The organism is Rhodovulum sulfidophilum DSM 1374 (assembly GCF_001633165.1).
Classification (GTDB): domain Bacteria; phylum Pseudomonadota; class Alphaproteobacteria; order Rhodobacterales; family Rhodobacteraceae; genus Rhodovulum; species Rhodovulum sulfidophilum.
Genome location: NZ_CP015418.1, coordinates 2,205,922 through 2,222,926 on the forward strand (window position 1 = coordinate 2,205,922; position 17,005 = coordinate 2,222,926).

A 17,005-nucleotide genomic window follows, 5' to 3' on the forward strand; every position below is an offset into this window, starting at 1 on the left:
CAGCACATGCCCCAGGCCATGAAGATCGCCATCGTAGACGACGAACAGGACATGCGTCAGTCGATCAGCCAGTGGCTGGCGCTGAGCGGGTTCGACACCGACACCTATGCCAGGGCCGAGGATGCGCTGAAGGAAATCGGCCCCGATTATCCCGGCGTCGTCGTCACCGACATCAAGATGCCGGGCATGGACGGGATCACCTTCCTGAAACGGCTGATGAGCCAGGATTCGAGCCTTCCGGTGATCATGATCACCGGCCATGGCGATGTGCCGATGGCGGTCGAGGCGATGCGGATCGGGGCTTTCGACTTCATGGAGAAGCCGTTCAATCCCGACCGCATGACCGAGCTGGCCAAGCGCGCCAGCCAGACCCGGCGGCTGGCGCTCGACAACCGGGCGCTGCGGCGCGAGCTGGGCGATGGCAGTGTGCTGGTCAGGAAGCTGATCGGCTCCTCCGCGGTGATGGAGCGGTTGCGCGAGGACATCCTCGATCTGGGCCAGGCCGACGGTCACGTGCTGATCGACGGCGAGACCGGCACCGGCAAGACCCTCGTCGCGCATGCGCTGCATGCGGTCGGGCCGCGCGCGGGGCGCAAATTCGTTCAGATCTCCTGCGCCGCCTTTGCCCCCGAGGCGCTGGCCGCGCGGCTGTTCGGCCCGATCGAGGACGGCTCGAACACGCTTCCCGCCGTCGAGGAGGCCCGGGGCGGGACGCTTTGTCTCGAGGATGTCGAGGCGCTCTCGCCCGCGCTGCAGGCGCGTCTTCTGACCTTCATCAACGAGCAGGGCAGCCCGGCCGAGACCCGGATCATCGCCGTGTCGAACCTGCAGGAGCAGGACAAGACCGTCGAGGACGTGCTGCGGCCCGATCTGTTCTACCGGCTGGCGGCGATGCGGATCACGCCGCCGCCGCTGCGCAATCGCGGCGAAGACATGCTGACGCTGTTCAATCGGCTGAGCGAGCAGTTCTCCGAGGAATATGGCTGCGACGCGCCCGAGGTCACGGCACAGGAGGCCGCCCAGCTGATGCAGGCGCCCTGGCCGGGCAATGTGCGCCAGCTGATCAACATCGCCGAACGCGCGGTGCTGCAGAACCGGCGCGGCTCGGGGACCATCGCCAGCCTGCTGATGGCCGATAACGAGGCCAGCCAGCCGGTGATGACGACCGAAGGCAAGCCTCTGAAAGAATATGTTGAGGCTTTCGAGCGCATGCTGATCGACAATACGATGCGGCGGCACAAGGGGTCGATCGCGGCGGTGATGGAAGAACTCTGCCTGCCGCGGCGCACCTTGAACGAGAAGATGGCCAAATATGGCCTCAGTCGCGCGGACTATCTTTGAACCGCGATCGCGGGGTGTGGAAAAAGTCATTGTATTTGACGGCATCCACCCGCTAATGTCGGCTGACGGAGGACCGTGCCGCTTGTCGGCCGCTTCGGAAGATATTGAGTTTCGCTGTTTTTTCGCGTGGCGCAGGGTCGCAAGACCCGTTGCCTGCAGGAAACAGACCGATCTGGCCGGTTTCGGCCAACCGCATTCCGGCGCGGAAATGACGCCGGGACAACCGAATGGATGCCGCCTCAGCGGCATCGGAGACGAACCGCGATGGAGCGTGCAGAGATGACGAGGCAGGGACGCAGACGGCTCGCCGCCGCCGCCCGCGCCTCTCATGCACGCCTTGACGCCCCAACAAGACGCCCATCAAGCCGATCTGCCCCGCCGGGGCCGAGCGACTTGCCGTGGTGCAAAGAGATCCAATGGCAAAGAAGATGCTCATCGACGCCACCCACGCGGAAGAGACCCGCGTGGTCGTGGTGGACGGAAACAAGGTTGACGAGTTCGATTTCGAGACGGTCAACAAGCGCCAGCTTGCTGGCAATATCTACCTAGCGAAAGTTACCCGGGTCGAGCCGTCGCTGCAGGCGGCCTTCGTGGATTATGGCGGCAACCGCCATGGTTTCCTCGCCTTCTCGGAGATCCATCCCGACTATTACCAGATCCCGGTCGCAGATCGCGAGGCGCTTCTGGCCGAGGAACGCGCCCTGGCCGAAGAGATGGACGACGACGAGGGCGACAGCGACAAGCCCAAACGCCGCAGCCGCTCGCGCCGCAAGCCGCGCGCCGACAAGTCCGCTTCGGCGGCGTCCGACAGTGCGTCCGGGGAAGACGGGGCCGAGGGCAACGCCGATGAGGCGGAGGACCGCGGGGATCATGTCGCGCCCACCGATGCCGAGCATACCGATGGCGTTCAGTCCGCGGGCGACGATACCCGCCCCGCAGAGACTGAGGCCGCTGAGGCCGCTGAGGCCGCTGAGGCCGCTGAGGCCGAAGATGCCGCGCCCGCCGGGGATGCGGAAGAGGATGCGACCGATCGGGCCGGGAAGGATGACGAGCCGCCTACCACGGTGATGGCAATGGCCGCGCATAGCGACGATCCGGTCGAGACCCGCGAGCCGAGCGCGGGCATTCCGGGCATGGATGTGGTCGATCTGGGCGATGATGAGGAAAGCGAGGACCCTGCCGAGGAGGACAACTCCGCCGAGACCCGCAAGTCGTCCTCGCGCCGCCGCCGCCGCAGCCCGCGCAAGAAGACCGACGAGGCCGAAGACACGGCGTCTTCCGCCGATGAGACCGGCGAAGACGGTCCCGAAGAGATCCACCATGACGACCAGATCGAGTCGGTCGCCGAAGAGGATGTGCATGAAGAGATCCGCCCGCGCAAACCGCGTGCGCGGCGCTACAAGATCCAGGAGGTGATCAAGGTCCGGCAGATCATGCTGGTCCAGGTCGTCAAGGAAGAGCGCGGCAACAAGGGGGCGGCGCTCACCACCTACCTGTCGCTTGCCGGGCGCTATTGCGTGCTCATGCCCAACACCGCGCGCGGTGGCGGCATCAGCCGCAAGATCACCAATGCGGCCGACCGCAAGAAGCTGAAGGAAATCGCCGCCGAGATGGACGTGCCGGAAGGCGCGGGGCTCATCATCCGGACCGCGGGCGCCAAGCGCACCAGGTCCGAGGTCCGGCGCGACTACGAATACTTGCAACGGCTCTGGGAACAGATCCGCGAACTCACGCTGAAATCCATCGCGCCCGCCCCGATCTACGAGGAAGGCGATCTGATCAAGCGCTCGATCCGCGACCTCTATAGCCGCGAGATCGACGAGGTTCTGGTGGAAGGCGAGGGCGGCTACCGTCTGGCCAAGGACTTCATGAAGATGATCATGCCGTCCCATGCCAAGAACGTGAAGAATTACACCGATCCGATGCCGCTTTTCGCGCGCTATCAGGTCGAAAGCTACCTCACCTCGATGTTCAACCCGGTGGTGCAGCTGAAATCCGGCGGCTATCTGGTGATCGGCGTGACCGAGGCGCTGGTGGCGATCGACGTGAACTCGGGCCGGGCCACCAAGGAAGGCTCGATCGAGGAAACCGCGCTGAAGACCAACCTCGAGGCTGCCGAGGAGGTTGCCCGCCAGTTGCGTCTGCGCGACCTTGCGGGGCTGATCGTCATCGACTTCATCGACATGGAAGAGCGCAAGAACAACGCCGCCGTCGAGAAGCGCATCAAGGACAAGCTCAAGACCGACCGCGCCCGGATCCAGGTCGGCCGGATCTCCGGCTTCGGCCTGCTCGAGATGTCGCGCCAGCGTCTGCGCCCCGGCATGATCGAGGCCACCACCCAGCCCTGTCCGCATTGCCACGGCACCGGGCTGATCCGCTCGGACGACAATCTGGCGCTGTCGATCCTGCGCCAGATCGAGGAAGAGGGCGTGCGCGGCCGCTCGCGCGAGGTGCTCTTGAAGGCGCCGATCGGCATCATCAACTTCCTGATGAACCAGAAGCGCGAGCATGTGGCGCAGATCGAGGCCCGTTACGGCCTGTCGGTCCGCGTCGAGGCCGACCCCTTCCTGATCTCGCCCGATTTCTCGATCGAGCGGTTCAAGACCGCCACCCGTGCGGTGCCCGAAGTCGTGTCGCCTGTGGTCTCTCTCGACATGTCGGACATGCCCGATGCGGTCGAGGAGGAGGACGAGGAAGAGGCGCCGGTCGCCGCCGCGGCACCTGCGCCTGCCCCCGAGGCCGAGGACAAGACCAGCAAGAAGCGCCGTCGTCGTCGTCGCCGCAAGAAACCGTCGCAGGGCGGGGACGATCAGGGCTATGAGGCCGGTCAGGACGAGTCCGACGACGCGGATAGCGATGGCGATACCGACGCGGAGGCGCCCGAGGCGGTGACGGCCGAAGCCTCCAACGAGGCTGCTTCGGCTGAAGAGAAGCCCGCGGAAGAGAAACCCCGGCGCTCGCGCCGCAGCCGGTCGCGCGGTCGCAAGACCGAGCGTCCCGAAGCCGGGGCCGAAGCTCGGGCCGAAGAGCCTGTCGCGCCGAAAGCCGAGGAACCTGCCGCGCTCGAAACCCAGGTTCCTGCAGAGGCGGCGGCCCCTGCAGCGGCGGCCCCGGTAGAGGCCCCAGTGGTCGAAGAAGCCCTGGTCGAAGAAGCCGCGGTGGAAGACGTTGCTGTGGAAGCTGCCGAGGCCTCGCCCGAGACGGTCGAACTGCCCGAGGCCGAACTGGCCGCGGAGGCGTCGGTCGCCGAGGCTGCTGTCGAGGTCGAGGAAAAGGCGGCCCCCGAGGCAGAGCCCGCGCCGAAGCCTGAAACGCAGCCTGAACCGGCGCCCGAAACCGCCGGGGCGTCGAAAGACAGCGCGCCCAAGCGGCAGGGGTGGTGGTCGGTCGGCCGCTGAGCCGCGACCTTTCCGGACCTGATGATCGAGGCCCGGTTCCCGAAAGGGGGCCGGGCCTATCCTTTCCGGATCAGGTAGAGCGTAGCCGCGCCGGTCTCTTCGGTGCCGACCAGTTCGTGCCCGGCCTCGCGGCAGAAATGCGGGATGTCGATGACCGCGACCGGGTCATCCGCCCAGAGCCGCAGCAGGTTGCCCGGGGCAAGCGACGCAAGCGCCTTGCGCGCCCTCAGGACGGGCAGGGGGCATTTGAGCCCCCGCAGGTCGATCTCGATCTCGGGTCCCATGCGGCCGCGCTTAGGCCCGATGCGCCGACATGTCCACGGCTTTGTGAGGCAGCGGCCAGTGACGAATGGACCGGCTTCGGCTAGGACCGGGCCAGAGGCGGACCGACGGAGGGGCGATGTTCGGAATAGAGCTGATCGACGCGGGGCTCATGCCCGCCATGCTGGTGGCGCTGGCGGCGGGCCTTCTGAGCTTTCTCAGCCCCTGCGTGCTGCCGATCGTGCCGCCCTATCTGGCCTATATGGGCGGGATTTCGATGGGCGAGCTGACCGGGGCAGGGCAGGTGCGGCGGCGGGCGACGGTGGCCGCGCTTTTCTTCGTGCTGGGGCTGTCGACGGTCTTCCTGCTGCTGGGGTTCACCGCCTCGGCCTTCGGCGCCTTCTTCCTGCAGAACCAGACAGTGTTTGCGCGGGTCTCGGGGGCGGTGGTGGTGGTCTTCGGCCTGCATTTCCTGCATGTGATCCGGATCCCGGTGCTGGATCGCGAGGTCCGTGTCGATGCGGGCGATCGCGGCGGATCGGCGCTGGGGGCCTATCTTCTCGGGCTTGCTTTCGCCTTCGGCTGGACCCCCTGCATCGGGCCGCAGCTTGGCGCGATCCTGTCGCTCGCGGCCTCCGAGGCCAGCCTGTCGCGCGGGACGATCCTGCTGGCGGTCTATGCCGCGGGGCTTGGCATTCCCTTCCTGCTGGCCGCGCTTTTCATCCAGCGTGCGATGGGGATCATGAACCGTCTCAAGCGGCACATGGCGCTGATCGAGAAGGCCATGGGGCTGCTCTTGCTCGCGGTCGGGCTCGCGCTTCTGACCGGCGCCTTCAGCAGCTTCAGCTACTGGCTGCTCGAGACCTTCCCGGCGCTGGCGCGTCTGGGCTAGGGGCAGTGGTGCACAGATCCCGCGCGGAATTCCTGTTGTGAAACTCGCGGGGTCTCTGGGCGACATGAGCAGGCCGACCGCCACCGCCTGAAAGATCAGGACGGGGGCAACGGCGGCTTCGAGGCGCCTCGGGCGGAGCATATGGCGGCGATGGCGCGGAGATGACCGGGCCGATGCCGCGCAGAAACCAGGGGGCACTGCATCAAGCGCCTGTGCCGATGTCTCGCGGTCCGCGACCTCGACCGTCAGCGTGCCAAGGCACACCCTCGCATCGCCGTCCGAGCGGCCTCGCCGCGGCTGGCAGATCCGTCACGGACGCTGTGGGGGAAGTCTGTCCGGTGCACGGAGGCCCCCGGCCATCGCACGATTTGTGCGACAGTGTCGCGCGAGGCACATCCCTTCTTTATGCCGGACTTCTTTTATGCCAGAGGGACAGGCCCTGTCGTTCCGGAACGCGCCCGCAACCCGGAACGGGTGAATGCCTGCGACAGGTGCACAACGAACAGGCGATCTTCACAACAATTCTTCTTGGGGTTAACGTGGCATTGCGGCCTTGCGTCGCGCGGCAGGGAGCCACAGCCTGGGGCCGGAATCAAGAGGTGACACGATGACGAGACATGCCCCGAGCGCGGCCTTCGCCCTTGCCCTTCTGGCCGGACCGGCGCTGTCGGCCCCGGACTTCGGCCCGCTGATCGAGCCCCGGGACCTGGCCGACGCGCTCGACGCCTCCGCGCCGCTGGTGCTCGACATCCGGACCGGGCCCGACGGCGCCGCGCCGGTCTTCGAGGCGGGTCATGTTCCGGGCGCGATCTCGGCGCCTTACGGTCTGTTCCGCGGACCGGCCGAGAACCCGGGCCAGCTGATCCCGGAGGACCGGCTGACCGAGGTGCTGCGCAGCCTCGGCGTCACCCGCGACCGGCCGACGGTGATCGTGCATCAGGGCAGCGGGGATTCGGATTTCGGCGCCGCCGCGCGGGTCTACTGGACCCTGAAATCGAGCGGGGTCAGCGCGCTTGCGATCCTGAATGGCGGCATGGCGGGCTGGAACGCGGCCGGGCTGACGGTCGAGACCGGCCCCGCGCTTGCCCCGGCGCCAAGCGATATCGAGGTCCGCTTCAGCCATGAATGGCTGGCCACCACCGAGGATGTCGAGGCCATCGTCGCGGGCAAGGCCGAGGGCACGCTGATCGATGCCCGTCCCGAGCCGTTCTGGGCGGGCAATGCCAAGCACCCGGCCGCGTTCCGGCCCGGCACATTGCCGCAATCGCGCCCGCTGCCCCATTCAGGCTGGTTCGAGGCCGACGACCCAGCCCGGATCGCGCCCGAGGCGGCCGCCGGGCTGGCCGCCGCCAATCGCCTCGGCGCCGATGACGCGCCGGTTTCCTTCTGCAATACCGGCCATTGGGCCGCCACCAACTGGTTCGCACTGAGCGAGCTGGCGGGGATCGAGGGCGTCAGGCTCTACCCCGAGTCGATGGTCGGCTGGACCCGCTCGGGCCATGAGGCGGCGAATGTTCCCAGCCCGCTTCGCAATCTCTGGAACCGCCTGCGCGGACGCTACTGACCCGGAGGAACTGACAAGACAATGACCGATAGCAGCCAGGCAATGCCCGTTTCCTCCCGTCTCCTGCCCCGAACCGCTGGCCTCGGCCTTCTTGCCCTGACGGTGCTGGCCGTGGCCGCCATGGCCGGTCCGCGCTCGGGCGCGCTGCTGGCCATCGGGCTTGGCTTCGGCCTCGTGCTCGAAGGGCTGCGCTTCGGCTTTACCGGCCCCTGGCGGCGGATGATCCTGCAGCGCGACGCCTCCGGGCTGGTGGCGCAGATGGCCTGCCTTGCGCTGGTTGCGGCGGCGGCCTTTCCGATGCTGGCCAGCCATCCGGGCGAGCTTCTGGGGGCCCATGCGCCGGTGGGGTTCGCCATGCTCGGCGGCGCCTTCGTCTTCGGCGCCTGCATGCAGATCGTGCTGGGCTGCGGCTCGGGCACGCTGGTCAATGCGGGCTCGGGCAATCTGGTCTCCGTGGTCGCTCTGCCCTTCTTCTGTCTCGGCAGCTTCTTCGGCGCCTATCATCTGGTCTGGTGGACCGGGCTTGGCGCGCTGCCGGTCGCGGTGCTGGCGGGGGGCGACGGGCTGGCGCTGACGCTGGTGTTGCTGGCTTCGGTGGCCGGGCTGGCGCTGGCGCTGGCCGATCCGGGCAAGCGTGCGATCCCGGGCCGCTACTGGGCGGCGGCGATCCTGCTGGCGGGGCTTGCGATCCTGCATCTGGCGGTCGCGGGCCAGCCCTGGGGCGTGGTCTACGGGCTGGGGCTCTGGGTGGCGAAGGGCGCGAGCGCGCTCGGCGCCGATCTTTCGGGCTCGGCCTTCTGGTCGGCGCCCGGCAATGTCGAGCGGGTTCGCGAAAGCGTGCTGACCGACGTGACCTCGCTGACTGATCTGGGGCTGATCGCGGGCGCGGCGCTGGCCGCCTTCTGGCGCGACGGGCTTTCGGGCCGGATCGCCGATCACCCGGCCCGGGCCTGGATCGCGGTGGTGATCGCGGGCTTCCTGCTGGGCTATTCCTCGCGGCTGGCCTTCGGCTGCAATATCGGCGCCTTCTTCTCGGGCATCTCGACCGGCAGCCTGCATGGCTGGGCCTGGTTCGCCGCCGCCTTCACCGGGTCCTGGTATGGCATCAAGCTCCGGCCCTGGCTCGGGCTCGAGGGCCGGTCGTGACCCGGCGCCCGGTGGTTCTGAGCCTGCTGGCGGCGGTGTCGGGGTTTCTGGCCTTCGACCTTGCGAGCTCGGCCCCGCTTGATCCCTATCTTTCGCCGCCGCTGTTTGCGCTTGGCTCCGGCGAGGCGGCGGGCGGCGCCCATTGCGCGGCCCTTCCCACCCGCTGAGCGGGACCGATGCCCCCTTGAACCGGCGCGTTGTCCGGCCTATCTTCACCCTGTCCCGCAAGGGACTATGGCGATAAACGCGCCCGTAATAAGCGGATCGGACCCGGGGGCGGTACCCGGCGGCTCCACCAAATATCCCACATTGGCGGGATCATGGGGCCGAAACAGGATCGACGGACGTCTAAAGGGGTTAGCTTTTGCCCGGTGAGCTACCACCGTTATCGGTGCAAGCATGATAGTTGCCAATGACAACCGTGCTCCGGTGGCGCTGGCTGCGTAAGCAGTCCGCAAAACCAAATCTTAAGCCCTTGCGTCTAGCAACGTAAGGCGGGGTTCGCAGGCACCTGGCAACAGAAGCCTGCACTTTATCCCCATGGCTTAAGTCTTTGGAAAGCATTCAGTCTGCTGCCCATTCTCATGGCGTTTGTCTTCCCTCGGTTCCGCCTGCCCGCTGGCCTTCCTGTCTGCATACCGGGGGTCCCGTTCGACCATCTCGACCGACCTCCCCGCCATGTCGGAGAATTTCAAAGCCTTATCTCCCGCACCGCGCAGCCGGATCGCCGCATTCGCCATCTGCCTTGGCGAAGCAGTTGATGCGAGGAGGGGGCCTGCCGAGATCCGAAAATGGCCCGGTTTTCAGCAGCCATCACTTCAGGGGCCTCGTCCGAAGCCATGGGCTTAAACAGGACACACTGCCCGCAGCAGAGATTCATCCGGCCCCCGCAGGAGCGGTATGTACATCGACATCGCTTCGAGAGCATCCGGCATGCGAGGCGCGACATCGGTGAGCGGACCGCCTTCCGCGACAACTGCCTGTCCCATCAGGCTCTTGCCATTAGTATGCCCGCCGGGGCATTATGACGGACGGTCCAGGCGGATGCCACGGCGGCACTGCAGTGAACCGAGGGCCGTTGCGCCAGATGAAGGGCGCCAGATGGCGCGTGCAACGGTCCGGTTTCCCGACCTCCGCGACGGAGGTTGGCGGGCCATCTTGACGCTCGCTGAGCCAGAACCAACAGGAGATCCGGGGCAGTGCCTTCGATGATCATTCGAAACTGCCTCCGATTGATGCTATAGTGCCAATACGCTGCCCGCGCCACGCTGGTAAAAGCCAACCCCGCCGTGCGCCCTGAAAGGAGGCCCCCATCGACGCTCATATGCTAACTGCCCTGATCCTGACGCCCTTCGTGCTGGCTTTCGGCTATGCAGGCGTTCACGAGTACCTGCGATTCAAATCGGACGGCCGTGCCACCTACGGCCTTGTGTTCGATGAGGAAACGGGAACCTCTTACGTGACCGGCATCGGCGAGGAAGAGGAGGCTTACGACCCGGAAGAGTTCAATCCCGACGACTACAATGACCCTGTGGCCGCCGAGGAGCCCGAGGAAAGCAGAGCCTGAGCCTTGCCGTCCGCGCGCATTTCGGGTCAGGAGTTGCCGCGGCTCGGCGCAGGTCAGCTCCCTGATAGTCTGGACTGATTGTGTCGGAAAAACTCGGGCGGGCTTGCAATAGTGCTTCTTTCCCGAACGAGTGTTCTCCATTTCGCGAAGAGTGCGGTCCGAAGGCGTCGATGACGACTGAGGGGAGAGCAAAGCTCTGACGATGTGGCCGCGGACGGTCCGCCGTCTTGTTGCGCTCATCGGCTGCAAGCGCGCCTCTCCCTTTTACCCTCTGGCTTCAAGCGACGGTCTCGGTTCGTCTCAGGGCCGGGCAGCGGTTCATGATGGTGATACGGATCTGGATTACGGCGGTCTGCCGGTGGGGATCGCGTGACATGATCCGCTTGCCGAAGAGCTTGAGGCGTTTCATTTGGGTTTCGACGCGATTTCTGATGTGGTCGCCAGCCCACCCTTTCCAGAGCGCTCGTCCCGGATGGCGCGTTGCCCGCAGGATCTCTTTGCGTGAGGTCGCGGCGGGTTCCAGGTGAGACCATGTCGTCGGATCGGGAGTGAGGGCATGACGGCATTGGCCCGAAGGACTGCCCGAACGGTTCGGCCGCGCGCTCGAGGATCGCAGTAGGGCAACGGTGTGTGTCACACGTCCTGTCGGCGGTGAGCCCGACCGTGCGGATATCGCCTTTCGTGGTGTTCTTTGCCAAGTGGACCTCGTGCCGCCGCGTCGCACCATGCTGCGTCCCGGTCAGTCACCATCGGTCCGGAAGCGGAGCCCCGCGCTCTCGATCAGCGGCTGGCTGGAACAGCTGTATGGGATTTGTGCGGAGATCCTTGCTTCGCGGCGGCAAGGTGTCGAATAGCATGGCACCCGCCAGTCGGGCCTGGCCATCTCGACCAGCCCGGCGACCTGACGACGCGACCGGCCCAACAGGATCGTCAAGGTAAGGCAGGTCATGGGCGGCACTCTCGGAGGACGTCTCGGGGTGACTGTGTTTGCCGGTTCCGGCGGCCGGCCAATCCATTTCCGGATCGAACCGAACCGATGGCGCGCCGCGACGTCTCAGCGACATGTTCTATTCGGACCAGTCGGTCCTGCGGTGGCGGGGCGCGTCAGACTTCGGCATGCGACCGATTTTACCTCCAATATCCCCGAACGGAATCCCTCTCTCCGATATGTGCAACAGGCCCTGGGCCCGTTTCGGCCATGCGGTGCTAGGTACGGAGGGGCGGAATGCGCGGCAAGTGCATGCTTCTGCCGGACAGAGTTCTCGGCGCGGGACCTATTTCCTATCCGGGTCCGGTGAACACCTAATGAAAATCGCGGCTGGGGAAGAGCCGTTTGGCCTGTTCGCGGGGGTGGCGGGCTGCGGTGGCGATCCGCGGGGGACGGGGGGCATCGTCGGCGCATGGCTGGGGGGCGGCTATGGTCCCGGCCAGGGGGTGGTGCAGATCGGACAGGCGGCCGGACAGGTCCTCGACCCGCTCTGCGATCAGGTGAACGACGATACCGTCGCGTTGCAGCCGCCCGGTGACCCGCAGCAGTCGCCCGCCCATCACCGCGCGGCGGAACCGCTCGAAGACCTTGGGCCAGACCACCACATTGGCGACCCCGGTCTCGTCTTCCAGGGTCAGGAAGATCACCCCCGAGGCAGTGCCGGGGCGCTGCCGGGTGATGACAAGTCCGCAGATGGCGGTCCGCTGCAGGGGCGCCCCGGCCAGCCGGTCATGGGGCGTGAGGCCGGACAGGGAAGGGCGCAGAAGCTCCATCGGATGGGCGCGGAGCGACAGGCGCAGCGAGACATAATCCTCGACCACCTGCTCGCCCAGATGCATGGCGGGCAGTGCCACATCCGGCTCGCGGATCGCCTCGCCGTCGATCGGGTCGTCGAACAGCGGCAGCGGCGCCTGCGCGCGGATCGCCCGGATCTGCCACAGCGCCTCGCGGCGGGAAAATCCGATCCCGGCAAAGGCGTCGGCCTCGGCCAGGCGTTCCAGCATGGCGGGCGGGACACCCGCGCGGCGCCAGACCGTTCCGGGATCGCGATAGCCATTGCCGCGGGCGGCGACGATCCAGTCGGCCTCGTCCCGCCGGACCCCCTTGATCTGGCGAAACCCCAGCCGCAGCGCCAGCGCGCCGTCGGCGCGCCGTTCCAGGCTGTTGTCCCAGGCGCTGTGGTTGATGCAGACCGGCCGGACCTCGACGCCGTGCTCGCGCAGATCGCGCACGATCTGGGCGGGGGCGTAGAACCCCATCGGCTGGGCATTCAGCAGCGCGCAGGCGAAGACCGCCGGGCGATGGCATTTCAGCCAGGCCGAGACATAGACCAGAAGGGCGAAGGCCGCGGCATGGCTTTCGGGAAAGCCGTAATCGGCGAAGCCCTCGATCTGACCGAAACAGCGTTCGGCCACCTCGGGGCCGTAGCCGTTTGCCAGCATCCCCGCCACGAACTTGTCGCGGAACCGGCCGATGGTGCCCATGCGCCGGAACGAGGCGATGGAGCGGCGCAGCCGGTCTGCCTCCTCGGCGCTGAACCCCGCGCCCACCACCGCGATCTGCATCGCCTGTTCCTGGAAAAGCGGCACGCCGAGGGTGCGCCGCGTGACCTCTTCCAGTGCCGGGCCGAAGGCCTCGGGCGCCTCCAGCCCCTGGCGGCGGCGGATATAGGGCTGCACCATGCCGCCCTGGATCGGGCCGGGGCGGACGATGGCGACCTCGATGACGAGATCGTAGAAGGTGGCGGGTTTCATCCGCGGCAGGAAGTTCATCTGCGCCCGGCTTTCGACCTGGAACACCCCCACCGCATCGGCCCGCTGCAGCATCCGGTAGGTGGCCGCGTCCTCCTGGGGCACGGTGTCGAGGGTCAGGGTCCGGTCCTCGTGGCGCTCGATCAGCTCGAAGGCCTTGCGGATGCAGGTGAGCATCCCCAGCGCCAGGATGTCGACCTTGAGGATGCCCAGCGTGTCGATGTCGTCCTTGTCCCATTCGATCACGGTGCGGTCCTCCATCGCCGCGTTCTCGATCGGGCAGAGCTCGTCCAGCAGCCCGCGGGTGATGACGAAGCCGCCGACATGCTGGGACAGATGCCGGGGAAAGCCGATGATCTCGCCGATCAGGCGCAGCGTCTGGGCCAGCCGCCGGTCGGCCGGATCGAGCCCCAGCTCGCGGATCCGCTCCGGATCGGGGCCCTTGCCCGAGATGCCCCAGACCTGGCCCGACAGGGCGGCGGTGACATCCTGCGACAGCCCCATGACCTTGCCCACCTCGCGGATCGCGGCGCGGGTGCGGAAATGGATCACGGTGGCGCAGAGCCCGGCCCGGTCGCGGCCGTATTTTTCGTAGATGTGCTGGATCACCTCCTCGCGCCGCTCATGCTCGAAATCGACGTCGATATCGGGCGGCTCGCCCCGGTGTTTCGACACGAAGCGTTCGAAGACCATGGCGATCCGGTCGGGCGGGACATCGGTGATCCCGAGCGCCCAGCACAGGATCGAATTCGCCGCCGAGCCGCGCCCCTGGCACAGGATGCCGATGGAGCGGGCATGGGCGACGATGTCGTGCACCGTCAGGAAATAGGCGGCGAAGCCCAGCTCGCCCACCACCCGCAGCTCCTTCTCGGCCAGCGCCTGATAGCGCTCGGGAATGCCCTCGGGACAGCGGCGGGCCAGACCGTCGCGCGCCAGCCGGTCCAGCCGTGCCTGCGGGGCCTCGCCCCCGGCGGCCTCGTCGGGATATTCATAGGCCAGCTCGTCGAGATCGAAGCAGCAGCGCGCCGCGATCTCGAGGCTGCGGCGGAGCGCGGCGGGATGGTCGCGAAACACCCGGACCATGTCGGCGGCGCCCTTCAGTCGCCGCTCGGCATTGGGCAGCGCCCGTGTCCCGATCCGGTCGATGGTGATCTTCTCGCGCAGGCAGGTCAGCACATCGGCCAGCCGCCGCCGATTGGCGCGGTGCATCAGCACGTCGCCCACCGCCACCATCGGCGCGGCAGCCCGCAGCGCAAGCCGGGCGCAGGCGGCCAGATGGGCCTGGTCGGTTCCGTCATAGCGTGGCGCCGCGCCCAGGAAGACCCGGCCGGGATGGCGGCGCTGCATCTCGCGGACCGGCTCGGCGCAGGTCTCGGGGTCGGCCTGCGGCAGCGCGATCAGGATCAGGCCCTGCGCGGCCTCTGTCAGGTCCTGCCGGTCGAGATGGCAGCCGCCCTTCTCGGTCCGCCGCTTGCCCCGGGTCAGAAGACGGCTCAGCCCCTGATAGGCGGCGCGGTCGGTAGGCAGCGCGATCCAGTCGACGGGACTGTCGCGAAGCACCAGCCGGGCGCCCACGATCAGTCGCGGCAGGGCGGGCGTTTCGGGGAGGCCGAGGTCCTGCGGCTCGCCAACTGCCTGCCGCGAACAGGTGTCGATGCGGTGCTGCGAGCGGATGCGCAGCGCCTCGATCCGCTCGCGCCGCATCTCCTTCAGCGCGGCATGGGCGCGCACGACGCCCGCCAGCGAGTTGCGGTCGGTGATCGCGATGGCGGCAAGCCCCAGCTCGGCGGCGCGCAGCACCAGTTCCTCGGGATGCGAGGCACCGGTCAGGAAGGTGAAATTCGTCGTCACGCAGAGTTCGGCATAGCCCGCGGTGCCCGGGGCATTGGGCAGCGGGTCTCGGGGCTCTCCGCTCATGCGAATTCTCCCTGCACGAACCAGCCCGGGGCCTGCGGCGTATGGAACAGCCACAGCCGCCGGCCCTGCCGGGTCTCGATCCGCCAGTAGTCGCGCAGGCCCGAGCGCCAGGCCTCGTCCTCCAGCCACCATTCCGGCGCGATCCGCTCGGGGCCGGTGGCCCGCGCGGTCTCCAGCGTCATGCGCCGCCAGCGGAACCGCCCCGGCGGCTGCGGCCCGGTCCCGGCGATGGGCTCGGGCGGGAACAGTCGCAGCGGGCGCGGATGCGGCACGATCCAGGCCCTGCCCGGCTCGGACCAGGCGGCGGGGGCGATCAGGAAGCTGCGTTCGGGGATATGGCTGTCGGCGGGCAGGAAGCGGCGGATGTTCTCCAGCCCGATCCGGGTGCCGATCCGGCTGATCAGGTCGTCCAGCCCGTCCGTCCGGTCGCCGCCGTGAAAGCCGGTCTGGCAAGGCGGCAGCGGTTCCACCTGCACCGCTTCGAGCCGCAGCCGGTCGATGCCGAAGCCCGCCTCGACGCCCGCGACGCCACGCTCGAACAGGGGCAGGATGCGCGCGGGCTCGTGCAGGGGGCGGGCCAGGCGCAGCTCGACCTGCCGGCTGTCCCCGTCGACCCGGTTCAGTGTCAGTCGCAGCACGCGCGCACCGTCCTGCCGGTCTTTCAGCCGGGCGCAAAGCGCCTCGAGCAGCCGTCCGGTCCCGGCCATGACATCGCTGACCAGCCCGATCGGGTCCGGCAGGCTCAGGCGGACGGCGTAATGCGGCGGCTCGGCCACGGGCGCGATCGCCTCGGCCTCGGTCCCGAGCGCCTGGTCCAGCCGCTTCAGCAACTCGGGTCCGAAGCGGCGGGCCAGCGGCGCGCGCGGCCGCGCGGCCAGGTCGGCCACCCTGCGCAGCCCCAGCCGGTCCAGCGCGGCGGCGGTGTCCTCCTCCAGCCGCAGCGCCCGGACCGGCAGATGGCCCAGAGCCTGCAGCGGGTCCGCGCCGGGGGCGGCCACGCCCTCGCCATGGCGGGCCAGGGCCCAGGCCGCGCCACGGGTCGCGGCCAGTCCCAGCCGCGCGGCGATCCCCGCCCGCAGCAGCCGCGCCCGCATGTCGGCGAGCATCTCCGCCTCGCCGCCGAAAAGATGCGCCGCGCCGGTGATGTCGAGGACCAGCCCATCCTCGCCCTCGATCCCCGCCCAGGGGCAGTAGCGCGTGGCCCAGCGGCAGAGCGCGCGAAGAAACCGCGCATCGGCGGCCGGATCGGCCGGGCGGCTGAGCAGATCGGGGCAGAGCGCGCGGGCATCGGCAAGGCCCATGCCGCGATGCAGGCCACGGGAGACGGCCGCGAGATTCAGGCAGTGGATCCGCTCGACCCCGGCGCGGGTCAGGCTCAGCGCGAAAGGCGCCTCAACCGGGCGCAGCCTCAGGGCCCGGTCGCTCGCCAGCCGGGGAAACCAGATCGAGACGATGCGTCTGTGCATCCCATCGAACATGCCAGCCCTCAAGTGTTCCCGATTTGTTCTTTATAAGGGACCAGCGCTGCAGAGTCGACCCGGCCGCATCGAAGACCGCGTCGAAAACGGGGGCGCAGTGCCAGCGGGTCTCGGCCGCGTTGCTGCCAGCGCCCCCGTTTTCGAGGCGGTCGGCGATGATCGACAGGGCGGTGGCGTTGCCGTCCCGCGCCGCAAGCTGCAGCCGCCGCCCCGGTGTCAGCCCCAGGGGCTTGGTCAGTTCCGTCACCACCAGCGGCACCGCGCCCGAGCGCAGCGCCTCTTCGGTCACGGCCAGCGCCTCGGTCTGGTCCCGGGGCTCGGCCAGCAGGAGGCGTCCGGGGTCGATCAGGGCGGCGATCCCGGCGGGGTTGATCCGCTCGGTCTGCCAGCTTTCGGCGACCCAGAGCAGCGGCCCCCCGATCCGGGCAGCCTGGGCCAGGGCAAAGAAAACCGACCCCGGGCCGCAGACCTCATGGGCACGACCGCGGCGCAGTGGCGGGAAGGGCAGGGAACCGATGTTCATGGCAGATGACACTATCGGGCAACACCGGCTTCCGGACAAGGCGATGCGATATACGGCCCTTGTCTTGATGGCCTGCGGGCAGCCCCGCAATCTCCGACGCGCTCAAGACGTCGGAAATCGGCTATGGGGGCAAGTAGACATCTGCCGCATGCTACGTTCCCGTCGACAATCCGCAGCGG

13 protein-coding genes and 1 other RNA gene are annotated in these 17,005 nt (G+C 68.1%); 8 read left to right on the forward strand and 6 right to left on the reverse strand.

The features are described 5' to 3' along the window. The first annotated feature begins 6 nt into the window (after positions 1-6). Together A6W98_RS10480 and A6W98_RS10485 are read left to right on the forward strand one after the other, a co-directional pair. Positions 7-1,341 (forward strand): sigma-54-dependent transcriptional regulator, encoded by a 1,335-nt coding sequence (locus A6W98_RS10480; RefSeq protein ID WP_042461198.1) that lies wholly within the window; start codon positions 7-9, stop codon positions 1,339-1,341. Positions 1,342-1,757: 416 nt separating this feature from the next. Continuing rightward, the gene (locus tag A6W98_RS10485; RefSeq protein ID WP_042461200.1) at positions 1,758-4,739 is read left to right on the forward strand and encodes an Rne/Rng family ribonuclease; all 2,982 of its coding nucleotides are present in this window, start codon (positions 1,758-1,760) and stop codon (positions 4,737-4,739) included. Positions 4,740-4,795: 56 nt separating this feature from the next. On the opposite strand, the gene A6W98_RS10490 is transcribed toward A6W98_RS10485, so the two are convergent. After that, a complete protein-coding gene (locus A6W98_RS10490; protein WP_042461203.1) occupies positions 4,796-5,023 on the reverse strand; it encodes a sulfurtransferase TusA family protein in 228 nt (75 codons plus the stop codon). A 116-nt stretch (positions 5,024-5,139) separates the two neighbouring features. On the opposite strand from A6W98_RS10490, the gene A6W98_RS10495 reads away from it, so the two are divergent. The 6 genes from A6W98_RS10495 to A6W98_RS10520 all read left to right on the forward strand — a co-directional run bounded on the left by A6W98_RS10495 (position 5,140) and on the right by A6W98_RS10520 (position 10,169). Continuing rightward, positions 5,140-5,892 (forward strand): cytochrome c biogenesis CcdA family protein, encoded by a 753-nt coding sequence (locus tag A6W98_RS10495; RefSeq protein WP_042461205.1) that lies wholly within the window; start codon positions 5,140-5,142, stop codon positions 5,890-5,892. Positions 5,893-6,499: 607 nt separating this feature from the next. Next, positions 6,500-7,456, forward strand: coding sequence for a sulfurtransferase (locus tag A6W98_RS10500; protein WP_042461208.1), 957 nt, complete (start codon positions 6,500-6,502; stop codon positions 7,454-7,456). 21 nt (positions 7,457-7,477) lie between these two features. Further along, entirely contained in the window at positions 7,478-8,602 is a 1,125-nt protein-coding gene (locus A6W98_RS10505; protein ID WP_042461210.1) for a YeeE/YedE thiosulfate transporter family protein, read from the forward strand. After that, positions 8,599-8,769, forward strand: a complete 171-nt coding sequence (locus tag A6W98_RS21485; protein WP_168161826.1) for a hypothetical protein — start codon at positions 8,599-8,601, stop codon at positions 8,767-8,769. The genes A6W98_RS10505 and A6W98_RS21485 overlap by 4 nt, the downstream gene beginning before the upstream one ends. A 13-nt stretch (positions 8,770-8,782) precedes the next feature. After that, positions 8,783-9,134, forward strand: a transfer-messenger RNA (tmRNA) gene (gene ssrA, locus A6W98_RS10510). A 792-nt stretch (positions 9,135-9,926) separates the two neighbouring features. Continuing rightward, positions 9,927-10,169, forward strand: a complete 243-nt coding sequence (locus tag A6W98_RS10520; RefSeq protein ID WP_081251889.1) for a hypothetical protein — start codon at positions 9,927-9,929, stop codon at positions 10,167-10,169. 277 nt (positions 10,170-10,446) lie between these two features. Here the strand turns inward: A6W98_RS10520 and A6W98_RS22340 are convergent, their stop codons facing one another. The 5 genes from A6W98_RS22340 to A6W98_RS10540 all read right to left on the reverse strand — a co-directional run bounded on the left by A6W98_RS22340 (position 10,447) and on the right by A6W98_RS10540 (position 16,826). After that, positions 10,447-10,578, reverse strand: coding sequence for a hypothetical protein (locus tag A6W98_RS22340; protein ID WP_406678836.1), 132 nt, complete (start codon positions 10,576-10,578; stop codon positions 10,447-10,449). A 330-nt stretch (positions 10,579-10,908) separates the two neighbouring features. Beyond that, positions 10,909-11,118 carry a transposase gene (locus A6W98_RS22345; protein WP_406678837.1) on the reverse strand — a complete coding sequence of 70 codons (210 nt, stop codon included), beginning with the start codon at positions 11,116-11,118 and terminating at the stop codon, positions 10,909-10,911. A 353-nt stretch (positions 11,119-11,471) separates the two neighbouring features. Next, a complete protein-coding gene (locus A6W98_RS10530) occupies positions 11,472-14,825 on the reverse strand; it encodes an error-prone DNA polymerase (RefSeq protein WP_042461219.1) in 3,354 nt (1,117 codons plus the stop codon). Further along, the gene (locus A6W98_RS10535) at positions 14,822-16,303 is read right to left on the reverse strand and encodes a Y-family DNA polymerase (RefSeq protein WP_045291869.1); all 1,482 of its coding nucleotides are present in this window, start codon (positions 16,301-16,303) and stop codon (positions 14,822-14,824) included. The genes A6W98_RS10530 and A6W98_RS10535 overlap by 4 nt, the downstream gene beginning before the upstream one ends. After that, positions 16,218-16,826, reverse strand: a complete 609-nt coding sequence (locus A6W98_RS10540) for an ImuA family protein (protein WP_042461222.1) — start codon at positions 16,824-16,826, stop codon at positions 16,218-16,220. The genes A6W98_RS10535 and A6W98_RS10540 overlap by 86 nt, the downstream gene beginning before the upstream one ends. Positions 16,827-17,005 lie beyond the last annotated feature (179 nt).